Genomic DNA, 15,722 nt, shown 5'->3' with positions numbered 1-15,722 from the left:
CCTCAGCTGACCGGAGCTGCGGCCATGACCGCGGCCATGGATGTTCCGAGCCCGCGCACGGTCCAGCCGTCCGCCTGCCATGCCGCGGCGTCCAGGACGTTCCGCGCGTCCAGGACTGCCCGGCGTCGAACCAGCCGGCCGGCGGCGGCAGGGCAAAGCTGCCGGTACTCGTCCCATTCGGTCAGCAGCAGCACCAGCTCGGCGTCCTGGAGTGCCCGCCCGCTGGACGCCTCGAACCGGAGCCGGGGGTAGCGGCGCCACGCGTGGTTCACCGCCTTGGGGTCCGTCACGGTGACGTGCGCGCCGGCAGCGGCCAGCCGGTCCGCCACGTCCAGGGCGGGGGAGTCGCGGATGTCATCCGTGTCGGGCTTGAAGGAGGCCCCGAGCACGGTGATGGAACGCCCTGCCAGCGAACCTCCGCACATAGCCGCTGCGAGGTCCACGGTGCGCGCCCGTTGGCCCAGGTTCACCGAGTCGACCAGGCCCATCCAGTCCTCCACCGCGGAGACGCCCAGCGCGGCTGCCTGGGTCCGGAAACTCCGGATGTCCTTGGGAAGGCAGCCTCCGCCGAAGCCCAGGCCCGCGTGCAGGTAGCGGCTGCCGATCCGCGGATCCAGTCCCATTGCTTCGCTGAGTTCGCCAACGTCGGCACCCGCGGCGTCGCATAATTCGGCGACGGCATTGATGAAGCTGACCTTGGTGGCGAGGTATGCGTTCGCGGCGGACTTGATGAGTTCCGCCGTGGCAAAGTTGCAGACCAGCCGGGGGATTCCGGCGCGGAGCAGCGGTTCGTAGACGGCGTCCAGTGCCGCCGTCACACCCAGCGGCGCGCCGGTGGTGCGGTTGAAGGCCGCGGCCCGGCCCCCTTCCACGCCGTACACCAGCCGGTCCGGCACCAGGGAGTCTTTAACGGCGGTTCCCTGCCGCAGGAACTCGGGGTTCCAACCCAGCAGCACGTCGGGCCGCGACGCCAGCACACTGCGGAGCATGTCCACGGTGCCAACGGGCACGGTGGATTTGCCAACGACGACGGCGCCCGCGGCCAAGTGCGGCAGCAAGGCTTCCGAAGCGGAGACGAGGAAGGTGAGGTCGGCGGCGTCGGACGTCTTCTCCTGCGGCGTGCCCACGCACAGGAAGTGCACCTGTGCTGCCTTGGCCCTGGCGGGGTCGGTGGAGAAGCGCAGCCGGCCGGTGGCGAGGCCATCCCGGAGGAGCTCATCGAGTCCGGGCTCGTGGAACGGTGCCGCGCCGCTGGACAGTTGCGCAACCTTACGGGGATCGACGTCAATGCCAACCACGGTATGACCCATGGACGCCAGCGTTGCAGCGTGGACGGCTCCGAGGTAACCGCAGCCGATCACTGAAATTTTCACAGGTTTGCTCCCTTGCTGTTGACAGGCGCCGTTGCCACCGGGACGTCCTCGATGACGTCGGCGTAGTGCTGCACCAGTTCGGTGCAGAGGGCGGGCCAGGTTCGGTCCTGTACGGAGGCGTGTGCCGCGGCGGCGAACGCGCGGCGCTTGGCGTCGTCGCCGATCAGGTCTTGCACCCGGGCACGCATGGCGGAGAGGTCGCCCGGCTCGTACAGCCAACCCGTCCGCGAGTTCTCCACCAAATCCAGGGGGCCGCCCCGGCCCGTAGCCACCACCGGCACGCCCGATGCCATGGCTTCCTGGATGGTTTGGCAGAACGTTTCGAACTCGCCCGGATGGACGAACAAATCGAACGACGCCACGGCGCGTGCCAACTCGTCACCGCCCAGGAATCCGGTGAAGGCTGCATCGGGGAGCACGGCTTCCAGTGCGGCCCGCTGCGGCCCGTCGCCCACCACCACCAGCTTCGCGTTGGGTATCCCGGCCAGCGCGGCGAGGTCTTCCACCTGCTTTTCCACCGCGAGCCGCCCGACGTAGCCAATGATCCGCTCGCCGCCGGGGGCAACCGAAGCCCGCCACCGGTCGTCGCGCTTTTCCGGCGAGAACCGCGCAGTATCCACCCCGCGCCGCCACATCCGGACCCGGGGAATCCCCCGCCCGCGCAACTGGTTCAGCGCGAACGTGGACGGCACCAGGGTGCGGGTGGCCAGCAGGTGGATGTTCTCGACCCGGTTCCAGGCCCAGTTCTCCAGGAACGGCACCCCGTACCGGGCGGCGTAACTGGGAACCTCGGTCTGGTAGATGGCCACCGACGGGATGCCGAGCTGATGGGCAGCCTGGGCGGCCCGCCAGCCCAGCACGAACGGCGACGCAAGGTGCACCACGTCAGGGGCATACTCGGCAAGGATTCGCTTGACCCGGTACACACCCCCCAGCGCCACCCGCACGTTCGTGTAACCCGCCAGCGGGACGGCGGGAAGCCGGTGGACAGCAGCGCCCTTGACCCGTCCCGGCGCCTGTCCGTCATGGGCGGACGGCGCAATGACCAGGACGTCATCGCCCCGGTCCTGGAGGTGGTCCAGGACCCGCAGGATGGAATGCGTGACGCCATTCATCAGCGGCAAAAATGATTCGGCAACGATTGCGATCCTCACCCTTCAACCGTGGGTGGCCGCCTTGAAATGGCGGGGGAGAGGGCATGACCCGCAGGAAAAGGTTGGGTGAACAGCTGCCACAGCAGCGAGAAAACTACTAAGTAAGCTTGGCATTTGATGCTAAGCATGCTTACGTTAAACGGGTAGCCAGCGCCAGCCTCAAGCAGCCGGGGCAGGGCCCGGACACCGGGGCGACCCGGTGCCCGGGCTCCGGGCTGGCAAACCCGGTACAAAGACACAACCAAGGAGACGTCATGCTCAACAGGGAAAACCTCGAAAGCCTGCTTGCCAAGGGCGGCAACGTCGTGGGTACCGATGGGGCGAAAATTGGTTCGATCGGCCAGTTGTACGCTGACGACGACACGGGCGAGCCCACCTGGATCACCGTCAAGACCGGCCTCTTCGGCACGTCCGAGACCTTCGTCCCCGTCGAAGGGGCCCGCAGTGAGGGAGAGGACTTGGTGGTTCCGTTTGCCAAGGAGCACGTGAAGGACGCTCCCCGGGTGGACGCTGACGGCCACCTCACCCCTGAGGAAGAGGACCGGCTGTACACGTACTACGACCGCGGCGCACGGACATATTCGGAAGCCCGGACCGGCATGGAATCCGATGCCGGCGACGTGGACCTGCAGGGCGATGCCGACCTGAACGCCGGCACCCCCACCGCCGGAATCAGCGCTGAACGGGACACCGCATCCCGGCTTCGGAGGTACGGCCACTGACTTGGCCCTTTCGGCAGTGAACGGCGCCGGGAACCTTGGGGGTTCCCGGCGCCGCACCGTTAAGCGCTGGTGCAACCACGCTGTATGCCGTGGGTGCACCAGCCAGTAGGACGAATATCTTCAGAACTTACGGTTCATCTCTCATTCGCGGCTCCTGTTTCCCGGTTTACGGATCCGGGTCCTTGGCGCGGCAACGCGGCGCCGAAACACATCGCACTGCGTCCGGGTGGGCGGGTGCTGGTTTAGATACCAATTTTACGGCCCGGCCCTGGAAAAAGCGCCGGACGTACCTCCATTTTGATTGTTCACCCAGTGCCGCCGCGGAGCCTGTCGTTCGCGGGCAGGAGGCACCCGGCGTGACACCATGGAACACGATGAAACTGCGTGCTGATCAGACCGGAAACCGTGGCCTCCCCATGCCGTTGTGGCTGCAGGGCGCCCTTGAAACAGCACAGGCGGCCATCATTTCCGCGCTGGTGGTGATAGCCCCCATTGTCGCCGTCTGGGCCACCGCGGGTTTCCAGAACGGGCAGTTCGAGGTCTTGGCCCGCTTGGCCGGCCAGTCCTGGCTCCTGGTCCACGGCGTGCCGCTGGAACTCACGGGAGCGGGGCCGGGGCCGGCAGCACACGCTGGCTCGGACGTCCTGAACCTGGTTCCCCTTGGCCTGACCCTGATCCCCTTCCTGCTGGCCTGGCGCGCCGGCCGCCGCCTCGCCCGGGCCTCCTACACCGACCAGCTGTGGCAGGCCCTGCTGGGCTCATGGGTGGTTTACGCCGCATTCGGTGCAGCCACCGGATTCGTGTGCCGCAGCACCGACGTCGTCATCAATCTCTGGTACGCCATGCTGGTGCCGCTCATTCCCTACGGGCTCGGCATGGTAATCGGCGCCCGCAGGGAGGCAGGCTCCTGGAGCCGGCTCATCGGCGTGGACGCAGTGGACTGGATTTCACGCAGCAGCCAGCACTCCCGCTGGGCCGGTTCATACTTCGCCTCTGCCGCGAAGGCCGGCTTCGTGGCTGTAGTGTCGGCGCTTACCCTGGCCGCCGTGCTGCTGGCAGTGGACCTGCTCATCCACTGGAACCTCGTGGTCTCCGTCTATGAAGCGCTCCACGCCGGTCCCGTAGGAGGGGCCGCCCTGACCATCGCACAGCTCGGCTTCCTGCCGAACCTGGTGGTGTTCGCCCTCGCCTGGACCTCAGGTGCCGGTTTCGCCATGGGCGTGGGGTCCCAAGCCGGGCCGCTGGGCACCGCGGTGGGGCCCATGCCATCCGTTCCCGTCCTGGCGGCCATCCCGTCCGGCCCCTTGGACTACGCTTTCGTGGCGTTGATCGTACCGGTGCTGGCGGGCGTCGTGGCCGGGTGGTGGTTCCTTCGGGAGGGGGAGAACCACTTCGACGAATGGCTCGCCATCAAGGTCCATGCACGCTGGTTCACCGCCACCGTCTCCACCGTGGTGCTCGGGGCCCTCGCCGGACTGGCCGCAGGGGTTTTGACGATGTGCCTTGCCTGGGTGGCGAGGGGATCCGCGGGGGTCGGCCGACTCACGGATATCGGGCCCGACCCGCTCTGGACCGGCCTGTGGGTGGCGGCCGAGGTGGGCATCGGCGTTGTCATTGGCTACGCTGCCGGGCCGTGGCTGGAACGTGAAGAAAGCGTCGCCGCGGAACGCGACGCCGAACTCGTCAGCTAGGCGCCTCGCCGGCGCGCTAACCCACCTTGGTGGGCAACAGATCCTGGAATTGCGTCACGCACGCATTAGCCGCCCGGTCCGTCAGTGCCCGCCCCACACACCCTTGGTAGTCGCGCACTTGGTTGAAGAAGACCATGGCGGTCACCAGCAGCGGCACCATGACCACGGCCATCACCAGGCCCGAGATGGTGCCAACCAGAACCAGTTTGGATTCCCTCAACCGGATGGCCCTGACCAGCAGGAAGATCCCCAGGGCCATGCCGGCTGCCGTGAGGACGGTTGACAGCCACAGGTAGTTGACGTCCAACTGGTAGACGAACAACGCGCCGAGGACCGAAACCAGGAACATCCGGAACAGGGCAAAGGTCTTGGTGCGGGAGGCCTTTGCTGCCTCGCTGAGCGGGGGTTTGGCCTGTTGCTGGACGCCCCGGCCCGGTTGGCTGTTCATGTTTTCCAGCGTACGCGAGCGTGCACCTAAGCTGGACCAATGCGTATCGTCGTCCTCGTCTCCGGCACCGGGTCCAATCTCCAAGCAGTCATCGACGCCGTCAAGGCGGGCGAACTTGACGTGGAAATCGCCGCGGTGGGGGCCGACAGGGAGGGGACCTTCGGCGTCGAACGTTCCGCCGCGGCAGGCATCCCCACGTTCGTGGTGGACTTCAAGTCGTACCGGGACCGCGCAGACTGGAACGCCGCGCTGACCGACGCCGTGGCCGCCTTCAAGCCGGACGTGGTGGTGTCCTCCGGCTTCATGCGGATCGTCAGCCCTGAGTTCATTGACGCATTCAAGGGCAGGTACCTGAACACCCACCCGGCCCTGCTTCCCGCCTTTCCCGGGGCCCACGGCGTGCGGGATGCCATGGCCTACGGCGTGAAGGTGACCGGCTGCACGGTGCACTGGGCCGACGCCGGCGTTGACACCGGGCCCATCATTGCCCAGGAGGCGGTGACCATCGAGGACTCGGACACCGAGGAGACCCTGCACGAGCGCATCAAGGTGGTGGAGCGCCGGCTGCTGGTGTCCACCCTGGCCGCCCTCGCCGCAGACCCTTCTTTCGCGTAGCGGTTCGCCTTACTGGAGGCGGCGCTGCCGGGTTTCCGGGGAGAAGAAAGCCATCCACAGCACCGATACCAGCACCAGGGCACCCGCCAGCGCAAAGGACGTGGCGAGGCCCAGTTCCGGCCAAAAGTAGTTTGCAAAGATCAGCGGCCCAAAGCCGGCACCCAGGCGGGAGAACGTTGATGCCCAGCCAAAGCCGCTGCCCCGCAGTTCCGTGGGGTAGAGCTCGGAGACGTACGCATAGAGCACCGGGATGGCCACCTGCACCACGAACCCGAAGACCAGCAGCCAGAACACCGCAGCCGTGGGAATGTCCACCACGAACGCCACGATCACCAGGGTCAGGGCGGACAGCGGTCCGGTGATGGCCAGGATCCACTTGCGCCCCACACGTTCGACGAGCAGCGCTGCCACCACCACGCCAAGGAAGCCGACGGCGGCCATGGACGCCGTGGTGACGAACGCCTTGTACTCGGCGAATCCGGCGCCGATCAGGATCCTGGGCATCCAGGTCAGGGACAGGTAGTAGACCAGCAGGATGCTGAAGAACAGGGCCCAGGCCGCCGTGGTGATCTTCCAGTTGAACTGCCAGACGGAGCGCAGCTGGGTCCAGGCGCTGCCGGCCGAAAGCCGCGGGGCATCCTTGGCATCGGGCAGGCTGTAGGCCCGTGCTTGGGCGCCTGTGGCCAGCACCAATCCGTCAATAATCCTGGCCGCTTCTTCCCGCCTGCCCTTTCGGATCAGGAACAAGGGGGACTCGGGAACGCTCCGCCGGACCCAGAACACCAACAGGGCCGGGAGCACCATCACCAGCATGGTCAGGCGCCAGTCACCGTTCAGGGCCACCAGGCCGGCCGAGACGAACCCGGCAAGGGCGGCGCCAATGGGCCACCAGCCGTCCATGGCCGTCAGGACCCTGCCGCGCTGCTTCCGCGGCGTGAACTCACCCACCAAGGCGTAGTCCACCGGAATGCAGCCGCCCAGTCCGAAGCCTGCCAGGAACCTGAAGATGCAGAACCACATGAAGTCGGGCGAGAACGCGCCCAGTACGGTGAAGATGGAAAACAGGAGCAGCGTGGCCGTGAACGCCTTCTTGCGGCCCACGGTGTCCGCGATGGTTCCCCAGGCGAAGGCCCCGAGGGCCATGCCGACCAGGTTGGCCGTACCCACCCAGGCGGCCTCGCCCGGGGTCAGGGCCCAGTGCGTGGACAGCAGCGGGATGAGGATGCCGTTCAGCGTCACATCCCAGGCGTCGAACATGAAGCCGAGGCCCCCGATCAGGAAGATCCTGCCCTGGACTTTCCATCGCCAGGGCAGTTCCTGGACCACCTGTTCGCCGCTGGGCACAGTGGTGTAAGTATTCATCGCCGCCTCCTGCTGAAGACTCTATCCGGGCCCGCGGACGTTCACACTCCGGAGCACACAGGGGGTAACCGTTGCCTTCGCGATAAACTGGCCGTATCCCCACCAACCGCGGCCCTGTTCCGCGAGATAAGACGGAGACATTTGTGAGCTTCACGCAGCATGAGCGCGTATCCATTGACCGTGTACCCATCCGCCGGGCCCTCATCTCGGTTTACGACAAGACCGGTCTGGAGGAACTCGCCACGGGCCTGCACGCGGCCGGCGTGAAGCTCGTCTCCACCGGTTCCACGGCCAAGAAGATCGCCGCCGCCGGCATCCCCGTCCAGGAGGTGGAGGAAGTCACCGGCTCCCCGGAAATGCTGGACGGCCGCGTCAAGACACTGCACCCCCGCGTGCATGGCGGCATCCTGGCCGACCGCCGCGTCCCCGCCCACATGGAAACGCTCGCCAGCATGGACATCGAAGCCTTCGACCTGGTGGTGGTGAACCTCTACCCGTTCGTGGAGACGGTGAAGTCCGGCGCCGCGCAGGACGATGTCGTTGAGCAGATCGATATCGGCGGACCCGCCATGGTGCGCTCGGCCGCGAAGAACCACGCCGCCGTCGCCATTGTGGTGGACCCGACCTTCTACGGCCAGGTCGTGGCGGCCGCTGCCGCCGGCGGCTTCGACCTCAAGACCCGCCGCCGCCTCGCCGCCAAGGCGTTCGCCCACACCGCCGCGTATGACAACGCCGTGGCCACCTGGACCGCCAGCCAGTTCCTGGACGAAGACGGCGACGGCGTCATCGACTGGCCCGCCTACGCGGGCCTCTCCCTGGAACGTTCGGAGGTCCTGCGCTACGGCGAGAACCCGCACCAGCAGGCGGCCCTCTACGTGGACAAGGCTGCGCCGGTAGGCATTGCCCAGGCGGACCAGCTGCACGGCAAGGCCATGAGCTACAACAACTTCGTGGACGCCGATGCCGCCCTGCGCGCCGCCTACGACTTCAGCGAACCCGCCGTCGCCATCATTAAGCACGCCAACCCCTGCGGCGTTGCCGTCGGCTCAGCGGACGCCGCCGACCCCATCGCCGACGCACACGCCAAGGCCCACGCCTGCGACCCCGTCTCCGCATTCGGCGGCGTCATCGCGGCCAACCGCACCGTCACCGCCGGCATGGCCAACACCGTCAAGGACATCTTCACCGAGGTCGTCATCGCCCCCGGCTTTGAACCCGAAGCCGTGGAGATCCTGTCCAAAAAGAAGAACATCCGCCTGCTTGCCCTGCCCGAAGGCTACGGCCGGTATCCGACGGAGTTCCGCCAGGTATCCGGTGGCATGCTGGTCCAGGTCAGCGACAAGGTGGACGCCGACGGCGACAACCCCGCCAACTGGACCCTCGCAGCCGGTGAGGCCGCGGACGAGAAGACCCTCGCGGACCTCGCCTTCGCCTGGACCGCCTGCCGCGCGGCGAAGTCGAACGCCATCCTGATCGCCGACAACGGCGCGGCAGTGGGCATCGGCATGGGCCAGGTGAACCGGCTTGATTCGTGCCGCCTGGCCGTGGAGCGAGCAAACACCCTGGGCGTGGAGGTTGCGTCCGACGTCGACGGCGCCGGCGGTGCCTCGAATGCGGACGCGAGCGGCGCACCTGAGCGGGCCCGCGGTGCTGTGGCGGCTTCGGACGCGTTCTTCCCGTTCGCCGACGGCCTGCAGATCCTGATCGACGCCGGTGTCCGCGCCGTGGTCCAGCCCGGTGGCTCGGTCCGCGACGAGGAAGTCATCGCGGCAGCCAACGCGGCCGGCATCACCATGTACTTCACCGGGGCCCGGCACTTCTTCCACTGACCGGCTGCACCGATTGCTTCCTACGGGTACGGAGCAATCGATGGTGGATTGAACCGACGACGGCGCCCGTCCCCTGAGAAGGGGACGGGCGCCGTCGTCTTTTGTGCGGTTAGTCCTGGTCCGCCGGGCCGGGTGCCGGAAGCTTCAGCTCCCGGGGCCGGGCTTCTGCCATCCGTTCCTCGGTCCAGTAGTCGAGGACTTCCTCGCTGGACTGGTCAAGGTCGACGTGGCTGACGGGGTCCTGGTCCGGTGCGGGTTCTTTAGGATTTCGCGGCATTGGTGTAGGTCGCCTCGATAACCGAGCCCCAGTACGGGCCGTACATGACGGCGGAGCGGTTGTAGCCGTAGCTGTTGATCGAGTTTTGCAGCCCGTCGGACCCGCTGCCGATGAACCACGGACCGCCCGAGGACCCACCGGTCATGTCGCAGGGAATGCCCTGGGTGCCGAACTGCGGGTTGTTGGGATCGTTCGTCGCCGTGCCGGTGCAGCTCCACAGGGACGTGCCGTCGAACGGTGAGGCCTGCGGGTAGCCGTAGGCCGTGTAGGTCAGGCCGCGGGCCTGGTTGAAGGCAGTACCCGAGCCTCCCACGACGTCCGTCAGCTTCTGGCCGTTCAAGGGGTTCATGACGGCGAAGCCGGTGTCATAGGTCATGTCCCCGTTGGACACCCACTGGGTGGGGGCGTACAGGGCCTTGGCGGTCCACTTGCCGTAGGGGGCTGCGCCGTTGTCGTAGGCGGGCACGAAGACGAAGTTGGTGGCGTAGGCGCCACTTTCGTTAACGCAGTGTCCGGCCGTTGCCACGGTGCTGCCGTTCGCGGAGGAGACGGCGTTGCCCGAGCACACGTAGTTGGTCGTGCCCATGGTGAAGAAGACCTTGCCGATGTGGGCGACGGGGTTTTCACTCTTGGCGATGGTGGGCTTTCCCTTGGTTCCCTTGGTGGTGGCGGGCTTGCCTTTCTCCACCACGGCGGGGCTGGAGCGGTTGCCGCGCTCAAGCGCCTTGCTTGCCAGCGTGTCACCTGGAAGGGCGCTTTGCATCCGTTCGGGCGTCCAGTAGTCAGCTGCTCCGCCGGCGTCGACAGTGATGCTGGCAACCGATGGATTCGACTTACTGTCGGACGGTGCGGGAGTGGCGGAAGCCCCGCCGGCTGACGTAAGTGCCAGTACGGCGGCTGCGGAGAAGGTCAGGAGGCCGGATGCCAGGGACCTGGTACGTGTCATTGTTGTCCTGTCTGAACGGGGTTGGGCCCGGGATCGGGAGTGACTTAGCGAACTTATCGCCGCGTGCGGCGTTTGTACACACTCGTGACCAATCATCCGGCGGCACGAGCCGGGCCGGCGCCCTGCACCGCCCCAGCTGCGGCGATGGCGGCGATGCACCCGGAAGCGTGTCGTCGTCGGGCGTTCTCTATCGCTGTAATGCTGCTCTCACCGGGGTAATCCGGGAGGCCCGTTAAGGTTCAAACCGGCGTCCTCGGGTAAGTTGTACTTGGTGAAATAGACAAAGATTTCACAACCAAGCCGACCTTCAGGGAGACGCCCGCGCATGTCCAAGATTATCTACACCCACACCGACGAAGCGCCGATGCTGGCTACCTATTCGTTCCTGCCCATCATCGAGGCCTTCGCTTCGACTGCAGGTGTGGAGGTGGAGACCCGCGACATCTCGCTCGCCGGCCGCATCATTGCCGTGTTCGGTGACTACCTCACCCCGGAGCAGCAGATCGGTGACGCCCTTGCTGAACTTGGTGAGCTGGCGAAGACGCCGGAAGCCAACATCATCAAGCTGCCCAACATCAGCGCGTCCATCCCGCAGCTGAAGGCCGCCATTGCAGAGCTGCAGGGCCAGGGCTACGCGCTGCCGGATTACCCGGACAACCCCTCCTCGGACGAAGAGACCGCCATCCGCTCGCGCTACGACAAGATCAAGGGCTCCGCCGTGAACCCGGTCCTGCGCGAAGGCAACTCGGACCGCCGCGCTCCGCTGTCCGTCAAGAACTACGCCCGCCAGAACCCGCACTCCATGGGCGCCTGGACCGCGGACTCCAAGACCAACGTGGCCACCATGGGCCAGGACGACTTCCGCTCCAACGAGAAGTCCGTGGTCATCGAGGCCGACGGCACCATCGCCATCCAGCTGGTCCGCGAGGACGGCTCGGTCAAGGTCCTGAAGAAGGCGTTCCCCGTCCTGGCCGGTGAAGTCATCGACGGAACCGTGATGCGCGCCGCCGCCCTGGACGAGTTCCTCAAGGCCCAGGTTGCCCGCGCCAAGGAAGAGGGCGTGCTGTTCTCCGCCCACCTGAAGGCCACCATGATGAAGGTCTCGGACCCCATCATCTTCGGCCACGTGGTGAAGGCCTACTTCTCCGAGCTGTTCGAGACCTACGGCAAGCAGCTTTCCGCCGCCGGCATCAGCCCTAACAACGGCCTCGCAGCCATCCTGAGCAGCCTCGAGGACCTGCCGGCGGACGTCCGCGACGGCGTCCAGAACCTGATCAAGAAGGGCCTGGAAGACGGACCCGCGCTGGCCATGGTGGACTCCGACAAGGGCATCACCAGCCTGAACGTGCCCTCCGACATCATTGTGGACGCCTCCATGCCGGCCATGATCCGCACCTCCGGCCACATGTGGGGCCCGGACGGCAAGGAAGCCGACACCCTCGCCGTCCTGCCGGACAGCTCCTACGCCGGCATCTACCAGGTGGTCATCGACGACTGCCGCGCCAACGGCGCCTACGATCCCACCACCATGGGCACCGTCCCGAACGTGGGCCTGATGGCGCAGGCCGCCGAAGAGTACGGCAGCCACGACAAGACGTTCGAAATCCAGGAAGCCGGCAAGGTGCAGATCGTTGACGCCAGCGGCAACGTCCTGATCGAACACGACGTGGTCCCCGGTGACATCTGGCGCGCCTGCCAGACCAAGGACGCCCCCATCCGCGACTGGGTCAAGCTGGCTGTCACCCGCGCCCGAGCCTCGCAGACCCCCGCCGTGTTCTGGCTGGACGAGGAGCGTGCCCACGACGCGAACCTCATCGCCAAGGTCAACGAATACCTGAAGGACCACGACACCGAGGGCCTGGACATCCAGATCATGTCCCCGGTCAAGGCCATCGCCTTCACCTTGGAGCGGATCCGCAAGGGCGAGGACACCATCTCCGTCACCGGCAACGTGCTCCGCGACTACCTCACGGACCTGTTCCCCATCCTGGAACTGGGCACCAGCGCCAAGATGCTCTCCGTTGTTCCGCTGATGAACGGTGGCGGCCTCTTCGAGACCGGTGCCGGCGGTTCCGCCCCCAAGCACGTCCAGCAGCTGCTCAAGGAAAACCACCTTCGCTGGGACAGCCTGGGCGAGTTCCTGGCCCTGGCCGTCAGCTTCGAGCACCTGGCCACCACCACCGGCAATGCCCGCGCCCAGGTCCTCGCAGACACCCTGGACCGAGCCACCGGCACGTTCCTGCTCGAGAACAAGTCCCCCAGCCGCCGCGCCGGTGAGTTGGACAACCGCGGCAGCCACTACTTCCTGGCCCGTTACTGGGCTGAGGAGCTGGCCAAGCAGACGTCCGACGCCGACCTTGCCGCCGCGTTCAGCTCGGTCGCCAACGAGCTTTCTTCCAACGAGGAAACGATCGTCGGCGAGCTGGCTGAAGTCCAGGGTTCGCCCGTTGACATCGGAGGATACTACCGGCCGGAGGACGCCAAGGCGTCCGCCGTGATGCGTCCGTCCGCCACCCTCAACAAGGTCATCGCCAGCCTGGCCTAGCCCGCCGCGGCTTCGGCAGCAATAGGAGGGGCGGTGCTCCGGATGATTCCGGGGCACCGCCCCTTTGCATGTCAGCGGACGGGCGCAGGCTAGTTTTTGCCCTTGCCCTTGTCGCCGCCGCTGTTCTTTGCGCCGCCGCTGCCGGCATTACCTTGGGCCGGGGCAGGTTGAGGCGCGGGCGCATCCGCCGTGGGGGATGGGCTCTGCGCCGCTTGCTGTGCCGCTGTCCGTGCGTCCTCGGCGGCCTTGGCGGCAGCCTGCTGGGCGGCAACGGCATCGTTGAGGTCTGCCCTGACGGCGCTGGCGACTGTGGTGATGCTGCGGCTCCGCTCCTCAGAAACCTGGCCCTTCGCCGCTGCCGCCGAGAGGTCGGATTCAAGCCCGTCCAGCGCTTTCAGGGCCGAGGCAGGATCGTCCTGCGAGGCAGCCTGGGTAACCTCGAGTACCCGCGCCTGGAACTGTGTGGCGGCCTCCCGCTGCAGGCCGGAACCGGGCGGGGCACACGCGGCCAGGAAACCGGAGACGAGCAGCGCCGCGGTGCCGGCCACGGCCAACCGCGCCGTGGTGGTCTGACGCAACGTCACTGGGCCACGCTCTTTTGGAGTTCCTTCAGATGGTCACCCAGGGTGCCGGTGACCGTGGGATAGGGGACGACGTCGGCGGGCCGGGCGGACACGCTGATCATCACCGCTGCCACAGCAGCGGCAATCACCACTAGGCCGAGGACCACGGACAACAGGATCCGTTTGTCCCGGAGGAACCGGCGTACGGATGAGGTGCTTTTCTTTGCCGGGCGTGGCGCGCTCACCGGGGCAGCCGCTTCGCGCAGCTCATCCACCGATTCTTCGGCAGTGATGGACGGCGGGTGGAAGGGCATGGCCGGCAGCACCCGGGTGGTCTCCGCAGCCAGTTCACCGGGGGTGGAGGCGGGCGAGACCAGGGCCTGGCGCAGCGAGGTCTCGATGTCGGCGGCCGTTGGCCGTTCAAGCGGTTCGATGGACGTCATGGAGCGGATGAGCTCAGCCCATTCGGAGGGGACGTCGTCGGGGATTTCAGGGGCGCGGTGCAGCCGCGCCACAGCGGATTCCACGGCACTGCCGGGGTACTCAACGGTGCCCTTAATGCACTCGAGCAGCACCAGCCCCAGCGAATAAATATCGGTCGCGGGGGACAGGGGCTTGCCGAGTGCCTGCTCGGGGCTGAGGTAGGCGGCGGTGCCCACCATGGTCCCGGTGGCAGTGAGCCTGGTGGAATCCACGATCCTGGCGATGCCGAAGTCCGTGAGCTTGGGGCGCAGCGGCTCGCCGGGACGGATCTGGACCAGCAGGATGTTGCCGGGCTTGATGTCGCGGTGGATGATGCCCAGGCCGTGCACGTAGGCGAGGGCGTCGGCGATGCCTGCACCGATGACTGACAACTCTTCCAACGGCACCCGGCTGTGCCGGATGCGGCCGCGGAGGTCTTGTCCCTCGACGAGCTCCATGGTCAGGAAGGGCCGGGGTTCGTCCGGAATCCTGTCATCAATCCCGGCGTCGAAGAGCGTGACCAGGCCAGGGTGGTTGAGCGTGGCAAGAAGCTGGATCTCGGCTTCCTGGCGCTTGAGCTCGTCCGCATCCGGGGCCTGCGGAGCGAAGAGCTTCAAGGCGACGTCGCGGCCCAGGTTTTCGTCGCGGGCGCAGTACACCGATGACATACCACCGCGGCCGATTACTTCGCTCAAACGGTAACGTCCGCCGACCACTTCATTCTTGATGGAGCTAGGCGATTCCGCCACCATGACCGTTCCTCCCGGTGCGCTGCGGCACTGTCGTACCCCAAATTATACGAGGGGCGCGGTTAAACCACAGATTTGGCGGTGCGCATGCCAACGGTCCGGCGGCTGGTTGAAGCATTTCCACCGGACCATTGGCTACAAGGACATGTGTGCTGATGACATGTTTTGTGTGTGCTCAGGTTGTTCCGGGTGAATGACCTCCTCTCACCGGCCCGCGCGGGGCAGCCCTTTCAGGCGCCTGCGCGCGGGCGCTGCCTGGTTGAAGACGAGAGCCCTAGGAGACCTTGCGTTTCCGGAGCACCAGAAGTCCTGCCACCAGGAGCAGCAGTGCCAGGGGCACCAAGGAGCCGTCCCAGCCGGTCTTGGCGAGGCTGGTGCTCGCGGTTCCGGTGTTGGCGAGGCCGGAACGGCCCTGCGCGGAGTTGCTGAGCGGGACGGTGATAGGTGCGATGGCTCCGCTGACGGCCCTGGAGCCTGCGGATGCCGCGGGGACGCCGCCGGTGCCCTGGTTGCTGGCTCCGGGATCAAGGATGCCGGCGCCATTGGCGGTGCCGTCGCCGCCCGCTGAGGTGCCCGTCCCGGGATCAACAGTTCCGGCGTCTCCTGCCGTGCCATCACCCGGGTTGCTGGTTCCCGGGCCAGTACTTCCCGGCGTGCCGGGGGTGTTGCTGCCGCCGAGGTTTACGGCTGCGCCGAGGTCGGCGGTTGTGCTTGCGGTGGTCCCGGTGCCGTTGGTGCCGATGCCGAGGGTGACGTCGGCTGCGGCTGCCAGGTCGGTGGTGCCGGTTGCGGGTGCGGGTGCGGTGGCGGTGCCGAGGTTTACGGCTGCGCCGAGGTCGGCGGTTGTGCCTGCGGTGGTCCCGGTGCCGTTGGTGCCGAGGCCGAGGCCGAGGGTGACGTCGGCTGTGGTTGCCAGGTCGGTGGATGCGGTGGCGGTGGCGGTGCCGAGGTTTACGGCTGCGCCGAGGTCGGCGGTTGTGCCGTCC

13 protein-coding genes and 1 pseudogene are annotated in these 15,722 nt (G+C 66.9%); 5 read left to right on the top strand and 9 right to left on the bottom strand.

What is annotated here, in order from left to right; genetic code table 11:
* Positions 1-2 precede the first annotated feature (2 nt).
* Positions 3-1,373 carry a UDP-glucose dehydrogenase family protein gene (locus QRM95_RS20990; RefSeq protein WP_285249352.1) on the bottom strand — a complete coding sequence of 457 codons (1,371 nt, stop codon included), beginning with the start codon at positions 1,371-1,373 and terminating at the stop codon, positions 3-5.
* Positions 1,370-2,527, bottom strand: a complete 1,158-nt coding sequence (locus QRM95_RS20985; protein ID WP_285249351.1) for a glycosyltransferase family 4 protein — start codon at positions 2,525-2,527, stop codon at positions 1,370-1,372. Before QRM95_RS20985 ends, QRM95_RS20990 begins: the two co-directional genes overlap by 4 nt.
* A gap of 254 nt (positions 2,528-2,781) precedes the next feature.
* Here QRM95_RS20985 and QRM95_RS20980 point away from each other — a divergent pair, with 254 nt between their 5' ends.
* Positions 2,782-3,249, top strand: coding sequence for a PRC-barrel domain-containing protein (locus QRM95_RS20980; protein WP_350223899.1), 468 nt, complete (start codon positions 2,782-2,784; stop codon positions 3,247-3,249).
* Between the two features lie 374 nt (positions 3,250-3,623).
* Positions 3,624-4,940, top strand: a complete 1,317-nt coding sequence (locus QRM95_RS20975) for a cell division protein PerM (protein WP_285249350.1) — start codon at positions 3,624-3,626, stop codon at positions 4,938-4,940.
* Between the two features lie 16 nt (positions 4,941-4,956).
* Here QRM95_RS20975 and QRM95_RS20970 read toward each other — a convergent pair whose 3' ends face one another.
* Complete coding sequence (locus QRM95_RS20970; RefSeq protein WP_285249349.1) at positions 4,957-5,388, bottom strand: hypothetical protein; 432 nt, start codon at positions 5,386-5,388, stop codon at positions 4,957-4,959.
* A 39-nt stretch (positions 5,389-5,427) separates the two neighbouring features.
* On the opposite strand from QRM95_RS20970, the gene purN reads away from it, so the two are divergent.
* Positions 5,428-6,003 carry a phosphoribosylglycinamide formyltransferase gene (gene purN, locus QRM95_RS20965; protein ID WP_285249348.1) on the top strand — a complete coding sequence of 192 codons (576 nt, stop codon included), beginning with the start codon at positions 5,428-5,430 and terminating at the stop codon, positions 6,001-6,003.
* Between the two features lie 9 nt (positions 6,004-6,012).
* Here the strand turns inward: purN and QRM95_RS20960 are convergent, their stop codons facing one another.
* The gene (locus tag QRM95_RS20960; protein WP_285249347.1) at positions 6,013-7,365 is read right to left on the bottom strand and encodes an MFS transporter; all 1,353 of its coding nucleotides are present in this window, start codon (positions 7,363-7,365) and stop codon (positions 6,013-6,015) included.
* 143 nt (positions 7,366-7,508) lie between these two features.
* Between QRM95_RS20960 and purH the strand changes: the two genes are divergently transcribed.
* Positions 7,509-9,194 carry a bifunctional phosphoribosylaminoimidazolecarboxamide formyltransferase/IMP cyclohydrolase gene (purH, locus tag QRM95_RS20955; RefSeq protein ID WP_285249346.1) on the top strand — a complete coding sequence of 562 codons (1,686 nt, stop codon included), beginning with the start codon at positions 7,509-7,511 and terminating at the stop codon, positions 9,192-9,194.
* A gap of 109 nt (positions 9,195-9,303) precedes the next feature.
* Here the strand turns inward: purH and QRM95_RS20950 are convergent, their stop codons facing one another.
* Both QRM95_RS20950 and QRM95_RS20945 read right to left on the bottom strand, forming a co-directional pair.
* Positions 9,304-9,471: a hypothetical protein gene (locus QRM95_RS20950; RefSeq protein ID WP_285249345.1), complete on the bottom strand. Its 168-nt coding sequence runs from the start codon at positions 9,469-9,471 to the stop codon at positions 9,304-9,306.
* Positions 9,455-10,417 (bottom strand): trypsin-like serine peptidase, encoded by a 963-nt coding sequence (locus QRM95_RS20945; protein WP_285249344.1) that lies wholly within the window; start codon positions 10,415-10,417, stop codon positions 9,455-9,457. The genes QRM95_RS20950 and QRM95_RS20945 overlap by 17 nt, the downstream gene beginning before the upstream one ends.
* A 325-nt stretch (positions 10,418-10,742) precedes the next feature.
* Here QRM95_RS20945 and QRM95_RS20940 point away from each other — a divergent pair, with 325 nt between their 5' ends.
* Complete coding sequence (locus tag QRM95_RS20940; protein WP_285249343.1) at positions 10,743-12,962, top strand: NADP-dependent isocitrate dehydrogenase; 2,220 nt, start codon at positions 10,743-10,745, stop codon at positions 12,960-12,962.
* 89 nt (positions 12,963-13,051) lie between these two features.
* Here the strand turns inward: QRM95_RS20940 and QRM95_RS20935 are convergent, their stop codons facing one another.
* The 3 genes and pseudogenes from QRM95_RS20935 to QRM95_RS20925 form a co-directional block, all read right to left on the bottom strand.
* On the bottom strand, positions 13,052-13,546 hold the full coding sequence (locus QRM95_RS20935; protein WP_285249342.1) for a hypothetical protein: 495 nt from the start codon (positions 13,544-13,546) through the stop codon (positions 13,052-13,054).
* Positions 13,543-14,739, bottom strand: coding sequence for a serine/threonine-protein kinase (locus QRM95_RS20930; RefSeq protein ID WP_285249341.1), 1,197 nt, complete (start codon positions 14,737-14,739; stop codon positions 13,543-13,545). Before QRM95_RS20930 ends, QRM95_RS20935 begins: the two co-directional genes overlap by 4 nt.
* 271 nt (positions 14,740-15,010) lie before the next feature.
* Positions 15,011-15,722 (bottom strand): annotated as a pseudogene (locus QRM95_RS20925) (hypothetical protein); the annotation flags it as partial.

Origin of the sequence: Pseudarthrobacter sp. efr-133-R2A-89 (genome assembly GCF_030209315.1) — a bacterium.
In the GTDB taxonomy this organism is placed as follows: domain Bacteria; phylum Actinomycetota; class Actinomycetes; order Actinomycetales; family Micrococcaceae; genus Arthrobacter.
The sequence above is the reverse complement of the archived record's forward strand: the minus strand, read 5'-3'. Positions and strand labels throughout refer to the sequence as shown.

Excerpts from the sequence above, each read along its gene's own strand:
- QRM95_RS20930 (WP_285249341.1), bottom strand. The coding sequence starts at position 14,739 with ATGGTGGCGGAATCGCCTAGCTCCATCAAGAATGAAGTGGTCGGCGGA.
- QRM95_RS20940 (WP_285249343.1), top strand. The coding sequence starts at position 10,743 with ATGTCCAAGATTATCTACACCCACACCGACGAAGCGCCGATGCTGGCT.
- purN (WP_285249348.1), top strand. The coding sequence starts at position 5,428 with ATGCGTATCGTCGTCCTCGTCTCCGGCACCGGGTCCAATCTCCAAGCA.
- QRM95_RS20980 (WP_350223899.1), top strand. The coding sequence starts at position 2,782 with ATGCTCAACAGGGAAAACCTCGAAAGCCTGCTTGCCAAGGGCGGCAAC.
- QRM95_RS20960 (WP_285249347.1), bottom strand. The coding sequence starts at position 7,365 with ATGAATACTTACACCACTGTGCCCAGCGGCGAACAGGTGGTCCAGGAA.
- QRM95_RS20950 (WP_285249345.1), bottom strand. The coding sequence starts at position 9,471 with ATGCCGCGAAATCCTAAAGAACCCGCACCGGACCAGGACCCCGTCAGC.
- QRM95_RS20970 (WP_285249349.1), bottom strand. The coding sequence starts at position 5,388 with ATGAACAGCCAACCGGGCCGGGGCGTCCAGCAACAGGCCAAACCCCCG.
- QRM95_RS20945 (WP_285249344.1), bottom strand. The coding sequence starts at position 10,417 with ATGACACGTACCAGGTCCCTGGCATCCGGCCTCCTGACCTTCTCCGCA.
- QRM95_RS20975 (WP_285249350.1), top strand. The coding sequence starts at position 3,624 with ATGAAACTGCGTGCTGATCAGACCGGAAACCGTGGCCTCCCCATGCCG.